We start from the raw sequence: 17,416 nt of genomic DNA, 5'->3' as shown, positions 1-17,416 counted from the left end.
TTATTGCTCCCCAACTCATCCGGTCTATGGCAATATCTACCAGAGTAACCGCATCTTAACAATCCTTGACAAAATCAACTTTATATGAGTTGCTTACCCAGCAAAGCAAAGGATTAAGTAGTCATGCAAAATAAATTTCCTAGTGAAGACAGGCAAGAGGCAATAGGCAAGAGGCAAAAGCTTTATCGAAATGTGTAATTAATTTTGCTTAGGTACTTAAGTCTCCATCACTACCACCGAATCACCACCTCTTAGTGAATAGTAAACACCAACGAGTGGAAACTTTTCGACGGGGTGAACAGGGTTTATGGATTCTGCAAACCTATCAGCAAGAAAGTTTTAGTTTGCAGAGTATTAATCTGACGGCATCTTTTCGGGATTTATACGAGGATGTCACCCTAGAAACGGTTAATTATTCCGTGGAAGAAATAGAATAAATTATTGTTTTTTACCGGGGGGAATAAAACGGATTTCAATTCTGCGTCTGCTTGCATCTGCGTCACGATTAACCGCAGCTAATTTACCCGATGGGAGGTATAACTGTCCTGCGGAAAAAGCTCGAAATTTGACGTTTTTGAGTTTACCTGTGCTTTCGATTTCTTGCACTACTGCTAAAGCTCGCATTAATCCTAAATCAGTGTTAGAACCGGGTACTAGCATTTTAACAGATTGTTTTCTGCTGGCAACCGATTCGATATTTTTATCGAGATTACTTGTCTTTTGTATTCCCTGTCCGTCCGTGTGTCCAATTACTTGAATAAAGTCGATTTCTCTGTCTTTGGTAATGGTTTCGATAGCGGGAATAATGCGCTGACGAATATAGGTTTTTAAAGCGGGGTTTAATTCAGCACTTCCTGACTGAAATTTGAATTTTCCTGATTTTTCATCGATAACTATCGGGGTTGCTGTTTGTAGTTTTTGAAGTTTTCGATTTGCTTATTCGAGATACCTAATCAGTAGATATCTCCAAGAGTGACAAACCAATCACAGCTTGCTTTTATGCTGTGTACTAACAAAATAGTGCAACGACTGAAATGTATGTCTTTCATTGCTAATTTAATTTTATAAAAAAACTATGGGGCAAATAAAATAATTTTTATTTAGCCCAACTCCTTTGCTGGAAACATTTTCAGTCTTAAAATAATATTATGGAGGTGTCTAATGGTCAACTGGCTATTTAATCGCTTACAGTTGAATAAATTGTCTAAATCTCTTCCTTAATTCCTTCTTAGAGGCGATAATGAAGATAAATTCGTTATGTCTGCTTGTCCTATTGAATAAATTTAATCACTTATTTTTGGTGTTCTCTCTTATATTTTTACATAAATGGGATGCTCTCGATGCTCCCGTGTTTTGATTGATTGACAAACCCCTACTTTTTGTGGATAATAAAGCAAAGACGGCCAAGAGCAACATTTGGCTTATTTTCAATAATTCTAAAAGTCGTATCTCCTAGATTATATAAAAAGGGTTGTAAATTGTAAGTTCTATCTCCTGCAAAAATTTCGTTTTCGCCAAAACTCCAATCTTTCCACCAAGACGGGGCTTGATATGGTCTTGATGAGCCAGAAATTTTTTCGGGAAACACATCAAAAATTAAGCGATAAACGCCAATTCCTTGAGGATTATTGTCAAGATTTATTAAAGCATTAAATTCTAATTGACTATTCGTAGATTGCCAATTCGTTAGTTGAAGGGGAATCAGTGAACTTTGGGGATCTAATTTTTTAAATTCTTCTGTGTTGTTATTAAAGTCACTATCACCATTGAGTTGATAACTAGCAGAATTCCCTAGAGGCAAAGTATAGGGCAGAGGATTATAGTTAAGTCTATATTTTAAAGAAGTTTCTTTTGGACTATCATTGCTCGTTTGACTAGGAATAATAAGTCGTTCTACATTTTGAGGATTCTCCACTTTTTTGATCACTATTCTACCATCATTAATCACTTCTACTCGTCTAATTCCTGATTTCTGAGGATTATCTGATGTCGGAGAAGAAGATGAAGGGGTAGGTTGTTCATTGTCATTAATTTGCAGTAAAGCAGGTTTTTCAAAAATTTGAGTGGAGAAAATAACAAAATTTTCAGCAGGAAAATCAAGTCCTGTATTTTGACTTTCCGATTTGATTTTATCGAAATATTGTTTAACCTGAGAATAGCGACCTAACACTAAGATATAAAAGGGATGATTTGTTTTAACACTGGGATAACGAATATTATCTAATCCGACATCATAAATATCCCCCAAAAATTCACTTTTGACTGCGATAATACCGACGGCGTCATCCTTCAGGAGATAATGATCTTTGAGCTGTGCTACTAAGTCTTCCCATTGAGCTTTTTCTTGATATAAATCTGTGACAATTACATAGAGAGAATTGGGCGGATCAGTCTTTTGGGGTGCGATAATTTTATGAGTGGCCGCATCTCTTAATTCAGGTCTTCCCCCACTATAAAACCAGGCAGTTTCAGCTGATTGATGATTGATCGGCTCCTTGAGTCGCTGAGTCCCAAAAACATAAAAGGTAGGAGATGGAGTGACGGGAAAAGCTGTATTTGTCGCACTTCTTAATAATCTTAGGGTTCTAATGTAGCGACTATTGCGATCGCTGACAAACCCTTTCATAGACGGCGTACCATCAATTTGAATGATGATTTTTTCTGGTTTGTCAGGATTTTATAACATAAATTTAGCACAGAAAAACTTGATTTATGTTTTAGTGGTTTTATATTGTAATCGATACTGTTCCTGTCTGCCATTAGTTGGATTATAATAAGTCTAGTAATAATGAACAAACAGTTATGAACATTAACATAAATTTACAACACGAGGTTACATCGGAAGACTCTTATGAATTAGAATACCTTGCTATGCTAATTGAAAAAGAGTGTAACTTAACCGTAAAACAAGAAAAACTTGAATCTTTATCTAAGGTGAAGGATGGCGGATTAACGATAGGAATAGCCATTGCTAGTTTAGCCTTATCTGCTGTCGGAACTTTTATTTCAGTTTTAGCATACTGGCAATCTCAAAAACCCAGATACTCTGTTTCAATGACAATTGGAACTCAAACTTATACCATTGAAAATATTTCTCCGCAACAAATTGAAAATATTCAAACTACAATTGCTCAACTTCAGTCTAGCTCAACAGAATCAAATATTTTGGTCAACATTTATAAACAATAAATCATGAACGAAACAACAGGGAAAAGAATAGCATTTGTTGTTAATGCACGGACAGGGGATGAATTGCAGGCTGGCAACCGTGATTCATCTCGTTTGTGGACTTTGTTAACCGATCCTAATCTTGGAAGATGCGAGCCTATTTATCCGCCTCTTCACAATTGTGAGAACGAATTTTCCTTTTTAAAAGAACTAAAAGAAATTCTCAAAAAATTGAATTCTAGCGATCAATTATTGTTCTATTTCTCCGGACATGGAATTGTCAAAAATCAGCAATATTGTATTAAACTGGGCTTAGATGAAGATAGTTATTACCCTTTTAAAAATCTTATAAATCAGCTAAGAGCATCAGGAATTGAGCGTGCTATCATTATTATTGATGCTTGTCATAGTGGCAAAATCTTAAGTGAAATAGGGACTAAAAAAAACGAATTTAATCCCTTGGAAAATCTAGAACTAGAATTACCCAAAGGTATTGCTATTATTGCCTCTTGTCAAGAAAGTCAGAAGAGCTATGAATTGGCAGACAGTTCATCTAGCGTCTTCACCCATTTGTTATGTCAAGCGATAGAAGGGGGGTTAGATGGTCAAGCTACTCCCAATAGTTTAATTAGTATTTCTGATGTTATTGGATATATACAAAAACAGCTAGAAACAAATAAAATTTATAAAAGTTATCCTCAGAAACCTATTTTTACGATCAACGGAGCTAATCAAGATATTTGGATTGCTAAAAATAAAAGTGGTTTACAAGAAATTGATAATAATATAGTACATAATTCCAAGATTAAGATTATCTCTTCTCAAGAAGACCTAAGATTATTATATGAAAAAACTGTTCCTAGTCGTCATCCCTGTATAGAAGCCAGAATAGAGGAGTTAGATTGGGATTCAATTATAGAATATGCTCAAAGAGTTTATCCTAATGAGTTGTGGAAAGGAAAGAACAGGGAAGACATTTTAGATTTTCTAAGTTTATATTCACCTATTGATTATTTAGGACAACGGAAACTACACAAATCAGCCGTATTGTGCTTCCATAAATATCCAGATAAAATTTTTTCCACAGCTAGATCAATTTTCGTGTTTGGACAACTTGATAGCCCACAATTCCAAAGAGAAGAGATTTGTGGCTCTCTACCTTATCAATTTAAACAATTAATGGAACGAGTGACTCAAAAAATAGAGAAAATATCTTACATAGATCAAAAAGGACTTAGACAAGAAACCGATGAAATTGACCTTGTAGTTGTCAGAGAATTAATATCAAATGCCATTACTCATAGAGATTATAATAAATCAGGAAATATTACAGTGAAGCTAACACCACAAGCTTTAGAAGTCCATAGTCCGGGTAATTTTCCTGATTCGATTTCATGGGAACAACTGATATATGAAGATCATACATTGTCTGTGCCAGTTGATGAAGCACTTTCTATGTATTTGTCAAGATTACTGGTACTGGAAGGAATAGGACGCGGATTTTCTATTATTCGTAAATATATTAAAGATAACGGCGAAGCGACCATTACCCATACATTTAAAGGAGATATGACTTGTATTCGTCTTTTACGAATATTAAAAGAGAAAATAGGTATTTTAATACCAAGTGAAGTAGGGATTGTGGGGACTGACGCAAAATCCAAGACAAATTTGCATCACATTAGTGAAGAAGATATTTTCGCAAAAACTTTCTACTATTTAGAAGGAGAAGGACAATTACCGGGGGCGTTACTTCCTGAAGGAATAATAGTTGACGAGCAGAAACGTATTTTAACGCCTTTATTACCCCTAAAGCCTAAAATACTTGATTATTTTAGCCCAGAAGAACTCATTAAACGCCTTGCTTTTAATCCGACGACCATTGGCAACCAATCAGCCGTCAGAGTATCTTTAACTTTACCCTTATCTGGGGGAGACTTTACCATTCACAGAGAGTATCCTATTGAAGTTAACAATGCAATTACAGCGAAACCATTCTTAGAAATTTGGCCGAATTTTAAAGCCCCGAACTGGAAAGCGTATTATGCGCTATATTTCGACAACCGCACCGAAGCGACCAAACAAAATAAAATCTTTCGAGCCGTTTTTCCTGAAGCAAGAGAAATTCATCCCCTTGATCTTAAAGACTTCCAAATTACTCGTTTAGATAGTTTTCCCGATTATATTCTTTGTCAGGATGAAATAGGGATTTCTCAAGGGTTAATTGTGTTGAAAACGCCGCCTAACGTGGGAGATCAAAATCCCAATAAAACATGGACAGTGGGCGTTGATTATGGTACATCCTTTACTACTGCTTATTACCAAACTGAAAATATTAGAGAACCTGTAACCTTAACTCCCCTACATCTCCAAGTTACCCAAGTCTCTCAAATTATTCGTTTTTGCATTTTATATTACTACTTTATGTCTGGCGAAGCTGAAACATTTCCTGTATCATCAACTCTGACGATTAGAGGCGGTGCTGGACAAGAAAGACCTATTTTAGATGGACGAGTCTATATTCTGGGAGATGTCAGAGCGTTTGACCCCACTCAAGATGATATTAAAACCGATCTTAAATGGCACCCTCAGAATATTGCCTATACTCGCACCTTTCTAAAGCATTTAGCCCTTTTAATTACGGCTGAAGCGGCGAAAAATCATGTCAAAAAGATCAACTGGTCTATTTCCTATCCCTCGGCCTTTTCTCGCAGTGACAAAAATCTCTATAAAGTGACGTGGCAACGAATTATCGAGGATTTAGGCAAAACGACGGGAATTGACCATAAATGGTTAGACAGAGGCAACCCCTATCGTGCAGAAAGTTTAGCATTAGCCCATTATTTTGCCGATGAAGAAGGAAAAGACCTCCTTTATACCACCTGCATTGATATGGGAGGGGGAACGTCCGATATTTCTATCTGGGTTGGTAATCGTTTGATTCATCAATGTTCGGTACAGATAGCAGGAAGACTCCTCTTTTCCCAATTTTGGAAAAACCGACCTGATTTTCTTAATCAGCAATTTAATACAGATTTAAGTGATTTAAGCAGTAGTTTGCGGGATGAACCCTTTTTCGTGAAACTTGATGGCTTATTGGCGGCCGAAGGAAGCAAGTGGTTAGAACGCAATCGAACGCTGATGGACGACGATACTGATCTGCAAACGATTGTACAACTTTCTACACTAGGAATTTCAGGTTTGTATTACTATATCGGTCTTGTATTGCGTGCTTTAGACATTGAGGAAAAATACACTCGTAAGCTGAATACGCCAGTCTATATTGGGGGAAATGGCTCTCGGATTCTTAATTGGTTGGATTTAAGTGGAAGATTTAGTCCAGATTGTGAAACTTCTCTTCTTTTTAGCCGATTGCTCAGTAAAGCATCAGGATTTGAGAACAAAAAAGAACCCACTGTCCTCAGTTCTAAACCGAAAGCAGAAGTCGCTTGTGGCTTAGTTTTAGATCAAAATGTGACTCGTTTAACGGGATTACAAGATGATGATGAAGTGATTTTCGCAGGAGAAGATTGTGAGGTGAATGGGAAGGCTTTTGGCTGGCAAGATCGCCTTGATTTAACTCAATTTCAGGAAATTGAAAGCTTTAAGCTGGTTGGGTCAGATGATGAGGAGGTAGGATTAGCCAATCTTCAGAAATTTCTAGAGGATTTTCAACAAGCTTTTAAGGAGTTAAAAATCACCAGTATTAAACCGCTCAGACAGTATGACGATGAGCAATGGCGCAATAGTCTCTGGACAAAGGTTAAGCGTTCGGTAGAATCCAATTTAACGAATTTAGAAGGTCGTAACTCAGAGGATGTCAGGGTTGAACCTCCCTTTATCTTAGGGTTAAAAGCCTTATTAAAAGAATTAAATAGCAGACTATAGGAGGAAAGGAACGATGAGGGTTAGAAAAACATTTCTGATACTTTATTTAGCAACGGGATTATCTGCGGGGTTGTTAAGTGGTTGTAATCTGTTTAGCAATACTCAAGGAGAATCCTCTTCGTCTCCTACAGAAACAAGTAGTCAACCAGTAACAGATAATCAACAGACTCCTGCTATTGAAAATCTAAAGACACTACAGCAACAATTAAAGACACTGCAAGAAAAACGCAGGGCTCTGAATACTTTGGTTGGGAATATTAAAGTTACAGAAGATGGTACAAAAGTAGAAAATCCTGTAGATTATGCTCAAGCAAAAACAATTGTTGATGAACTTGCTAATGCTTACAAGACATTTAAAGATAGTTTAACTACTGAAAAAATTAAAGATAAAATCAATTTTGATAGTTTTAATTCATCAATTGACTCTGTTTTAAAAAACGATTCTCAAGAGCGAAAAATTCTAGATGATTTAGCGGAAGGCTATAAGCTCAGTCCCCGAGAGAATACTTATAATCAAAAATATAATGATGCCCAAACAAAACTATCTCAGTACACAATTGGCAATCAGCCTATTTATCAATCAGATATTGATGGAGAGGATGGTTCAAGACAACGAATTGCGACTAAAAAGCTATTAGAGCAAATTCTAAATGAAACCAACCCTCTCGCCACTTTAAAAATTGATAATTTATCAGAGCAACCTACTTTAACTGCTGATAAGTTAAAAATTCAATTAGAACAACTTAAGAAGGATATTAATCGTAATAATTGGGTATGGCCATTATTCAATACTCTTGCGTTACTTTCTGTTCCCATTAGTTTTATTTTTTTATGGGATAGGATGGGTAAGATTGTTCTGATTCACAAATTTCAGAAAACAGGAAAACCAGAAACAGATATTCAACAATTTAAGAATGAGATAGTCGCTATTAAAACTAATCTTCAAGAAATGAGTAATGAGTTGAAAAAATACTTAAAAAACAATGAATCAAAAGAAGAATTGAAATTAACCTTGCGTAAAATCGATGAAGTAAAGCGCGATCTTGAAAGGATTTATCATGATGTTATTTTACAGCATCTGGACACCTTAGATCCGACTCAAGATTTAATCGAAAATTATGCAGAACGTCCGACCCGCAATTTTTCAACACCTCAAGACAATTTCTCCCTTCAGCAACTAGGTGATCTTAATACCAAACTCGATAAATTATTGCAAATTAATCAACAAAATCTGTCTGTGAGATACCCTAGTGAAAATAGTGGATTATTAAACCAAATATGGTATCGCATTCAACAGATACCTTTAGATTCTCAAGATTTAACTTCTGAAGTTAAATACTTAAATTCTCAACTACAAGAATATCGCGAAAAAAATAGAGAGTTAAAAAATAAATGTAATCAATTACAGTATCAAATCGATAACCCAAGTCAGTCTGAGAATCAACTACAAAACTATGAAGAAAATATTAAACGTTTAACAATTGAACGAGATAAACTCCAAGAACAACTTGAACTGTTCAATTCAGGAGAAGTGGAACAGTTGCGTAAGCGAAATCAGCAACTAAATCAAAGCTATCAAAATCTTTCTAGTTCTTATCAAGACCTAGAACAACGATTGCAGACGGTAAATAGTGAAAAAGTCAGACTAGAGGAACAATCTACAAATCTACATAATCAGGTACACCAGTTACAGCAAGATAAAGAAGATTTAGAGTTAGAAGTTAAGAGAAATGTCCAAGATATCGGAGAACTTAAAAAACAGATTGAGCGACTAAGAAAGCTGCTTAACAAAGAGGCAATTGAGACAGTAGATATTCCCTGGCAATGGCAAAACATAATCAATTCCTATAATCAGTCTCCAGATGCTATCCTTAATATTCATGGGGTACACAAACAGGGAGAAGTGGTCGAGGATGAAGATAAAGGAGCAGAAAGACGGAATAATTCTAGTAAGCCTGTGGTTTTGACATCTAATGTGTCCCCTGATGGATTTTATATCGTATCAGTAGGAAACGATTACTTACTCTTTCCGAAACAGCACGCTATTGCCGCTTCTCAAAAGTTTACAGTATCTGCTTTATTTGATGGCTATAAAAGCGGCAACACCAGTAAATTTACCTTAATTTCACCTGCACAAGTTACCCCGGTTGGTAGCGGTGGGATGTGGCAACTGAAACACAAAGGAAAATTAGAATACAATTAATGTAAGCTAACAAGCTCAAATATTTTAGATAACTTCCCGTATTTATCAATAATAAAGCGACGAATTCTCATTAACACATCTCGACCAGTACCACCTAATCTGAAATCCAAACTACCGACTGGGGTTTGATAGCTTGATTGGCAGTTAAACGACACTGATTTAAGCGTGCCAGTCGAGTATAAACGTGCCATTCTGCTCGCTGAATATCGGTATTTTTAGCACTTTGGCTAGATTGCCAAGGAATCGCTTTTAAAACCGCGTCTATATCTTCGTTTCCGCGAATTAAAATCGGTTCTGCAATCGGTTGGACATTATCAGCAAAGGGAACTAATTGACACTCCCATCGCTAAAAGCGAGGGATTCTTGGTTCACTGAGTTTCCTTAGTCTGGCAGGACGTATCCAACCAAACCAGAGGGAATCTCTCCCCAAGCGTATTAGTTTCGGTATGCCCTACCGTACTTAGTCCCTTTTTGAGAATGTTGATAGCGGCGTTAATATCTCTATCTTCTACATAGCCACAATGGGGACAAACATGGGTTCTCGTAGATAGAGATTTAGGTACTTTTTGACCACAATTAGAACAATTTTGACTCGTGTTATGGGGGGCTACTGCTACCGTAGCCTTACCATATTTAAAACCAAAATATTCTAACCATTGCCGAAAAGTTGACCAAGCCACATCATTAATAGATTTAGCTAGTTTAGAGTTTTTTACCATGCCTTGAATATTTAAGTTTTCGTAGGCGATGAAATCGTTAGATTTAATGACGCGCAATGCCTCTTTTTCGACAAAGCCTTTACGTTGCCTACTTACTCTTAAATGCTTTCTAGCATATCTCTTTCTAGCTTTTTGGTAGTTGTTTGACTGAGGTTGACCTTTTCTAAACTTTTTAGACTTCTTCCGATTCAGTCGATTTAATCTTTTTTCTGCCTTGCGATAGTATTGCGGTATTTCTACCGTTTCCCCATCACTATTAGCGTAGAAAACTTTTAAACCTACATCCAATCCCACACATCTTTTTGTTGGTTCTAGGGGTTTAGCATATTCCCGAATATCAACGCTTAGACAGAATTGGACATAGTAACCATCCGCTCGTTTAACAATTCTAACTCGTTTAACTTGGTCTATAGGATAAAAGTTTAGGTCTCTAGTTCCTTTTAGTTTAACCGTCCCAATGTTTTTCTTGTCTGTGAAAGTTATTTTCTTTCTATCCTCCGATAGTTTCCATCCGGAGTTTTTATATTCCACAGAACGATTATTTTTCTGGAATTTAGGATAACCTTTTTTTCCTTTAACCTTTTTCTTACAATTATCATAGAAACGGGCAATAGCTGACCAAGCTCGTTCGGCCGATGCTTGTCTGGCCGTAGAATTTAGAGTATCGACAAACTTGAACTGTTTGGCGAGAACTGCACAATATTTATTGAGAGAATATTTATCGATTGTGTCTTCTCTCTTGGCATCCATCCAAAGCCTTAAAGCCTTATTACGGATGAATTGTACTGTACGAATAGCTTCATCAATGGCAGAACATTGACTTGGTTTGACCACGGCTTTCATTTCTAAGACAATCATTGTTTATCGACCTCAAACAACTTATTTTATGTTAACCTGTATAGCACAAATTGTCAAGATTTTAGTGAACATTGAGCTTTTACATTGAGCCTGTCGAAATGTCGTGCTTTGCTGTTTTATACTGGTCGGGGTTTCATCCCGTCGCTAAAAGCGAGGGTCTTCACCCCGACATTCAAGATAAACGGAATCGTTATTTTTTAAACTATCGCGAATAATTTGACCGAGGCGCGTGCGTCCTTCATCATTAAAGTTAACACTACCGGTAAGATCGATCGCTAGGATAACATCTCGTCCCTGCCAACGAGCCACCAAATCTAATCCGAGTTTTTGCCAATCGGTAAGCGGTTCCCCGGGGGATACCGTTAAACATTCAGCACTTTTCATCTAACCTCGTCCGAGAGTGAAAAATTGAGATTATCCCTATCCTTCCGCCATTGTACTAAAAATTTAATACTTCTTAAAAGTTTTTTTCGCTTTTATTCTCGACTTGCCCTAGGTTATTGTCAATAGTAACCATAGAGTAAAATAAATTTTAAAGTTAAGCTGCCCGCGCATTTAAATTGCTTGTTGAGATAAGGCACTCTTGCAAGAGGCAACAGTAAAGGGATTGAGGGAGATTCAGAGGTTAAAATGTGTCCTAGCTTATCCTCTAACCACCTAATCCTAATTCCCGTCTGAGTAATTGAATTGATTTATCCCCAATATAATTATCACTACAGATAATTTCTGGCAGACGAATTAAATCCGATCGCACTTCATTAATCAGATTTTTAATTAAAGTATAACTCGCTTGATCACTGATAATTGTCTGGGAAGTTCTGGCTAAAACTCTTAACTCATCCGTTTCATGAATTTGAGCGGACATAACTAATACATCACCCCGTAAACTATGAATTAAAATTTCGGCCACCTTAATAATACCGGTGCTAATACTGACAATCCCTAAACGGCTATCGGTGGGTAATTTTTTGATTAATGCCAATTCTTTGCTGTAATCGTAGATATCGATGGGAATGACTCGCAGGTGAAAAGGAGCGGCAATTTCCTCCGCTACACTGATAAAATAGCGACTGGTGACAACAGTGGCAGATTTAGTATTGGCTAAAACTTGGGCTAAATCCTCCATTGCCACTAATTGGACGGGAATTTTGAGGGATTGCTCTAATTCTCTCAACATTAGTTCTCCTGCACCCAAATCGTGACGGGGAATGGTGACAAGAACTTGAGAACGACACTGCGATCGCCAATCGATTTCCGCCAGTAATAACTCGCGAATTTGCTCTAGAGTTAAACCTTGAGCGAGAAAACTAGCCAAACTCTGGCTAATTAGTCGGCCTATTTCTGGATTTTGTTCCAATAGGGGCGAACCCAATAAATTATCGTTTTCATGTCCGCGAGCCTTGACATAAATCCCCGAACCTGCTATGGATTCCACTAACCCATCGTTTTCCAGTTGTTGATAAATTTTACTTATCGTATTACGGTGTAATCCCGTGATCATAGCTAGTTGACGGGTACTAGGTAAACGATGTCCCGGTGGATACTGACGAGAGGCAATAGCGAAGCGAATTTGGTCAAATAATTGCTTAGAGGCGGGGATTTCACTGTCTGGCTGGATTTGGAACTGCATCGGATCACTTCGCTCACAAACTACTTTCGCTGATACCCATTCTATCATTAGACCCCCTGCAACAATCGGACATCTTCACCGATCTGAGGGGTTTCCGAGGCAGTATTCAGGAGCTAGAAATAGAAAAAACCAAGATATTATTTATTTAAACCAGAAAAGCCACTTTTTTGCTTAAAAATAGTTAAAACAATCATTTTAATCCGTCCCCGAAATCCCACTTGTGCGGTAGATAGTCAACAGCTGATTAAGGTGATTGATCCTCGTGGAGAAGTTTTAAGCGATCGCTCAAGGTTTTGGTTAAGCGGACAGTTTCCCGTTTTAGCGAATTTTGTTGATAATCAAGCACATTAATCCCTTGACCGATGTTTACTGTCGCTTCGCTTCCCCATCCGGGGTAAGGCTGATTATAACTAATGCTTACAGGCAAAATCTTGATATCTGCATCGGGTTTGATGGTCTTAACTTCCAACGCGATCCGCGCTACCCCCGGTTTAAGAGGATGAACCACTTGATCGCGACAGATACCCCCTTCCGGAAAAATCGCCACCATTTCCCCTGCGGCCAAAAGTTCGACACTGTGGATCAGACTACCCATACCGGGGTGATCGGTGTTGACGGGAAAACCCCCCAAACGTTGGATAAACCAACCTTGTACCCCTTTCATCTCGTTAGCGGAAACCATAAAGCGCAAATCCCGTCCACTAACTAAACGTCCCACCGCGTAGGGTAAAATCAGCGCATCCCAACGGGACCGATGGGTAGGTGCCAAGATGACACCCCCCGTTAGGGGGATATTTTCCTGGCCTGTAACCGTTATTTTGCTGAAAAAAGCTGGTAAAACTAGATAATTTCCCAGAAAATAACAAAAGCGAATTAAACAGGGATTAATTCGGGAATTGACAGCAGGACTTTTTCTAATGGTGAGGGACTCGTCAACGATAGTGCTTTGAGACATCCGAAGTGTTAGGGAAGATCGAGACTTTCTGACCACTTCTACTTTAGTCTAGTTGTCTGGGGGGTCGCTATCTTGTCCTGACCAGTTCGGCAATTGTCTTGGGGGATTAATGGTTAGGATTGCGGTTCTACTCCCGATCCTACCGGTGCGATCGAGTTTAATTGCAAAGAGGGATGATCTTCTTTAACTTGCTGTAAATTCCACTCATTTTTGAATAATAAGACGGGACGACCCCAATAATCTTTGACAGTTAAAGTATTAAAGAGTTTACCTGCTTTTTCTAAAGCGGCCCAACCCCCGGCTACCCAACGGGCTAAACTATAGGCTAGGGGTTCGAGGGTAGTTTCGACTCCGTACTCGCTTAAAAGACGGAATTGCACCACTTCAAACTGTAATTGACCGACAGCGGCTAAAATTGGGTCGCGTTTAAATTCATCGATCGAGGATAATATCTGTACGGCCCCTTCTTCCTGTAATTCCGAGACTCCTTTTTGAAACTGTTTGAACTTGGAAGGGTTAGGATTTCTGAGATAGGCGAATAATTCGGGAGAAAAACAGGGAATCCCTTCGTATTCGAGCTTTTTACCCATATAAATCGTATCACCGATCGCAAAGACCCCGGGGTTATTCAATCCGATCACATCTCCGGGATAAGCTTCTTCAATAACTGCGCGATCTTGGGCAAAAAGTTTCTGAGGACGGGATAAACGGATAGTTTTACCGGTTCTAGCGTGGTTTACTACCATATCCTTCTCGAATTTCCCCGTACATACCCGCACAAAGGCCACCCGGTCGCGATGTTTGGGATCCATGTTTGCTTGCAGTTTAAAGACAAAACCGGTGAAATCGGGATAGGTGGGATCAAGGACACCGAGGGAGGAATTGCGTCCTCTGGGTGGTAATCCATAGTCGAGGAAGGATTCTAGGAATAATTTCACCCCAAAATTGGTCATGGCGCTACCAAAAAAGATCGGGGTCATTTCTCCTGCGTGGACTGCTGGCAAATCCAATTCTGCACCCAATTCCGAGAGTAGTTCTATATCCTCTTTTAACTGGTAATACAGGTCTTTTTCGAGATAATCCTCAATTTTGGGGTCGCCAAGCTCGATCACGGTTTCCTGCGCCTCCTGAGAGCCGTGGGAGCGACGTTCAAACAGGTGTATGGTCTGGGTGGCTCGATCAAAAACTCCCCGAAAGCGATCGCCAATTCCGATCGGCCAATTGACGGGATAGGTTTGTAATCCTAATTCTCGCTCGATTTCGTCCAATAAATCCAGAGGTTCGCGGCCGGGGCGATCCATTTTGTTAACAAAGGTAAAGATGGGTAACTGCCGCAGTTTGCACACTTCAAAGAGTTTTCTCGTTTGGGGTTCCAAACCTTTGGCCGCGTCGATTAACATCACTGCATTATCGGCAGCGGCTAGGGTACGATAGGTATCTTCGCTAAAATCTTGGTGGCCGGGAGTATCGAGGAGATTAATCTGAAAATCACGATAATCGAACTGTAAAACCGTGGAAGTAATCGAAATTCCCCGTTGTTTTTCCATTTCCATCCAGTCGGAGGTGGCCTTGCGTTGGTCGCGTCTTGCTTTGACTGCACCCGCTTGATGGATTGCACCCCCGTATAGTAACAGTTTTTCGGTCAGGGTGGTCTTTCCCGCGTCAGGGTGGGAGATAATGGCAAAATTTCGCCGTTTTTCCAAGACAGCTTCGCTGGTTTCTAGTTCTTTTTCAATTTCGGTCGTCATTCTAATTTCGATCGCTTTCCTATCTTTCTATTCTAGTTTAGCTGGGGAGTTAGATATCTTTATGGCTCTGATTCTAGGTTAAACTCAATCCGGCTCTGTAAAACCATTTCTGCAATTACCGCTCCTCCTTTACCTTGAGCTAAAACCCGCTCAAAACGGTTGATTAATTCGGGAATATTGATCACTTCCTCTACAGATTCTAGATATCTTTCGACAATTGCCCTGATCTTGTATCTTATCTTAGCTTGCTCCGCAACTTTTTCTAAAATTTCCTCGCAAGTCTGCTCGGTTTTAACCACAAAAGTAATGGGATATTTTTGCACTTTATCAATATCTAAAAAATATTTATCAGCAGCTATCGTTTCCGTAACTTGAAAAAATCGACCTAGGGGTTTCATGACAAAATCTATCCCCCCGTCATTGGCATTTGTTCGACCAGTTTTATATAAAAGTAAGTATTCAGAGTTTAAGCGATCAGGCGACCAACCCCAATATATTTTCTGTTCCCCATAATACTCTTTAAGAATTGCATAACTGACAATCTCAAAAACTCTAGCATCAATGTTTGGTCTGAGTAAACTCCGAATAAATTCAATGGCTTTCTGGGGATCTTGCTGTTGAATATTAATCATCTGTTGACAATAGCTGATAAATTGATTAAATGCTTTTTGTCTTGTTTGCACATAGGCATCAATTATATCTATAATCACTGGCGCAATATTAACTTGATTACCGTCTAGAGAAACCTTAATTAGATTCTCATTAATCCAGTATCTATTGGTTTTAACATCTCTAATTATAGGCAGATAAGATAAAGTGGGAAAATACTTTTTAAATTCCTGATTTAATCGATGATTGAGAGCATGATTTTGTAATTTATCGCCAAAAGGAAGCTCCCTTTGCCTGCGAAAAAGTGTCATATACTGAGCGCCTTGATACTCGTCGTATCCATCCTTAAGATGAAACTCATTATTAATATAGTCTTCCACTAAAACATAAATGGCATAATGATTAGCCAATCCTGCTCGGGATTTAGAACCTCGATTAGCGGCTCTAGTTTTAATGTTCAAATATTGCAATAACTCACTAGCATTTAAAATGCTATTTCCCTGATTGGGAAAGTAATTATCGATAATTTTAATAATTATCTTGGTGAATTCATGCTTTACTATCGACATCGAAAAGACTCTCCTGTACAAAGTTAGATTCTTGTTTATTTTCGCTTTTTCTACTATAGCTTTTTTGAGGAGGGAGTAACTTTTCTCCCTTGTATTCTTGCCATCCGAGAATCCGTCGAAGACCAATTTTTAAATACTCCTCTTGTAATTCTATACTAATAGAAATTCTTCCCAAACGTTTAGCTACAGCTGCAGCTGTAAAAGTTCCTGCAAATGGATCAAGCACAATTCCACTCTTGTCAGTGCTGGCCAAAATAATTCTTTCTAGCAATGATTCAGGTTTTTGTGAGGGATGATTTTCGTATTCATCCATGCGATATCTTACCCTAGGGAAATACCAGACATTGCCCGGTACTTTCTCTGTATTGTATTGACTTGGAATCGCTTTTCTATAATCAATTAGTTTTCGTTTTGCTCCGGTTTTTGCTTCTATCTTAATATCCTTTGAATTAAAAGTGTAATTATTTTTATCTTTCACACAGTGAAGTATTGGTTCATACATCGAACCAAAGTATTTTGTTGCTTGTACTCCTGAACTATCATAATGCCAGATAATGCGACTAAGAATCGTCATTTTTTGTCTTAAGTAAAGATCAAAGTAAGGCATTGCTTGAGTGCTGGCCATAACATATAATGTTCCCTGGGGTTTCAAGATACGAAGACACTGATCAAGAATTTGATTTGCCCAATTTATATAATCATTTTCCGATTCCCATTTGTCGTAAAAATCGGCGAAATGCTTACCTATATTATAGGGAGGATCGAGAAAAATTAGATCTACAGAATTAGAGGCAATCTCACTGGATAAAATCGGCAAAGAATCACCATGAAATATAACTTGCTCATCAGCTTCATATCGTTTAAACATGATCATTTTTTCAATTTAAAGTAGTTATATTTTTAGTAGGAAATGTCTCAATTTTTAACCTCCTTAGCAATTAGGATAATTTACAGACTTTCTCATAAAGATGAAGTATAACCTAATTTGGTATTGATGACTGACTTCTGACGAGGGAGTCCCCACAACGAAAACTTGGATTTTTAAGCCTTTAAATATTTTAATATGAGT

At 38.1% G+C, this 17,416-nt stretch carries 11 protein-coding genes and 3 pseudogenes; 4 read left to right on the top strand and 10 right to left on the bottom strand.

Annotated features, from left to right (window positions below; all coding sequences use genetic code 11):
* Positions 1-245: 245 nt before the first annotated feature.
* Positions 246-437 (top strand): annotated as a pseudogene (locus H6G40_RS04255) (Uma2 family endonuclease); the annotation flags it as partial.
* Between the two features lies 1 nt (position 438).
* On the opposite strand, the gene H6G40_RS23095 reads toward H6G40_RS04255, so the two are convergent.
* Together H6G40_RS23095 and H6G40_RS04245 are read right to left on the bottom strand one after the other, a co-directional pair.
* Complete coding sequence (locus H6G40_RS23095; protein ID WP_008203612.1) at positions 439-660, bottom strand: hypothetical protein; 222 nt, start codon at positions 658-660, stop codon at positions 439-441.
* Positions 661-1,372: 712 nt separating this feature from the next.
* Positions 1,373-2,626 carry a hypothetical protein gene (locus tag H6G40_RS04245; protein ID WP_242028707.1) on the bottom strand — a complete coding sequence of 418 codons (1,254 nt, stop codon included), beginning with the start codon at positions 2,624-2,626 and terminating at the stop codon, positions 1,373-1,375.
* 176 nt (positions 2,627-2,802) lie between these two features.
* Between H6G40_RS04245 and H6G40_RS04240 the strand changes: the two genes are divergently transcribed.
* From H6G40_RS04240 to H6G40_RS04230, 3 genes are read left to right on the top strand one after another with little or no spacing between them, the layout of a single operon-like run.
* Positions 2,803-3,189, top strand: a complete 387-nt coding sequence (locus H6G40_RS04240; RefSeq protein WP_061430453.1) for a hypothetical protein — start codon at positions 2,803-2,805, stop codon at positions 3,187-3,189.
* A gap of 3 nt (positions 3,190-3,192) precedes the next feature.
* Positions 3,193-7,056, top strand: a complete 3,864-nt coding sequence (locus H6G40_RS04235) for a caspase family protein (RefSeq protein ID WP_081330840.1) — start codon at positions 3,193-3,195, stop codon at positions 7,054-7,056.
* Between the two features lie 13 nt (positions 7,057-7,069).
* Positions 7,070-9,259: a coiled-coil domain-containing protein gene (locus tag H6G40_RS04230; protein ID WP_069474405.1), complete on the top strand. Its 2,190-nt coding sequence runs from the start codon at positions 7,070-7,072 to the stop codon at positions 9,257-9,259.
* 97 nt (positions 9,260-9,356) lie between these two features.
* On the opposite strand, the pseudogene H6G40_RS23865 reads toward H6G40_RS04230, so the two are convergent.
* From H6G40_RS23865 to yhdJ, 8 genes and pseudogenes are all read right to left on the bottom strand, one after another.
* Positions 9,357-9,590, bottom strand: a pseudogene (locus H6G40_RS23865) (VWA domain-containing protein); the annotation flags it as partial.
* Between the two features lie 37 nt (positions 9,591-9,627).
* Complete coding sequence (locus tag H6G40_RS04225; RefSeq protein WP_069474406.1) at positions 9,628-10,836, bottom strand: RNA-guided endonuclease InsQ/TnpB family protein; 1,209 nt, start codon at positions 10,834-10,836, stop codon at positions 9,628-9,630.
* Positions 10,837-11,010: 174 nt separating this feature from the next.
* Positions 11,011-11,220: pseudogene (locus H6G40_RS04220) on the bottom strand (VWA domain-containing protein); the annotation flags it as partial.
* A 265-nt stretch (positions 11,221-11,485) separates the two neighbouring features.
* Positions 11,486-12,514, bottom strand: coding sequence for a GntR family transcriptional regulator (locus tag H6G40_RS04215; RefSeq protein WP_002777411.1), 1,029 nt, complete (start codon positions 12,512-12,514; stop codon positions 11,486-11,488).
* 196 nt (positions 12,515-12,710) lie between these two features.
* Positions 12,711-13,421, bottom strand: a complete 711-nt coding sequence (locus H6G40_RS04210) for a lysophospholipid acyltransferase family protein (protein ID WP_069474407.1) — start codon at positions 13,419-13,421, stop codon at positions 12,711-12,713.
* 113 nt (positions 13,422-13,534) lie between these two features.
* Positions 13,535-15,169: a peptide chain release factor 3 gene (gene prfC / locus H6G40_RS04205; RefSeq protein WP_002732604.1), complete on the bottom strand. Its 1,635-nt coding sequence runs from the start codon at positions 15,167-15,169 to the stop codon at positions 13,535-13,537.
* A 59-nt stretch (positions 15,170-15,228) separates the two neighbouring features.
* Positions 15,229-16,347 (bottom strand): restriction endonuclease, encoded by a 1,119-nt coding sequence (locus tag H6G40_RS04200; RefSeq protein WP_069474408.1) that lies wholly within the window; start codon positions 16,345-16,347, stop codon positions 15,229-15,231.
* Positions 16,328-17,215, bottom strand: a complete 888-nt coding sequence (yhdJ, locus tag H6G40_RS04195; RefSeq protein WP_002751178.1) for an adenine-specific DNA-methyltransferase — start codon at positions 17,213-17,215, stop codon at positions 16,328-16,330. Before yhdJ ends, H6G40_RS04200 begins: the two co-directional genes overlap by 20 nt.
* Positions 17,216-17,416 lie beyond the last annotated feature (201 nt).

Origin of the sequence: Microcystis viridis FACHB-1342 (assembly GCF_014698335.1) — a bacterium.
Lineage (GTDB): Bacteria > Cyanobacteriota > Cyanobacteriia > Cyanobacteriales > Microcystaceae > Microcystis > Microcystis ichthyoblabe_A.
This window is presented reverse-complemented; position numbering and strand designations above follow the sequence as displayed.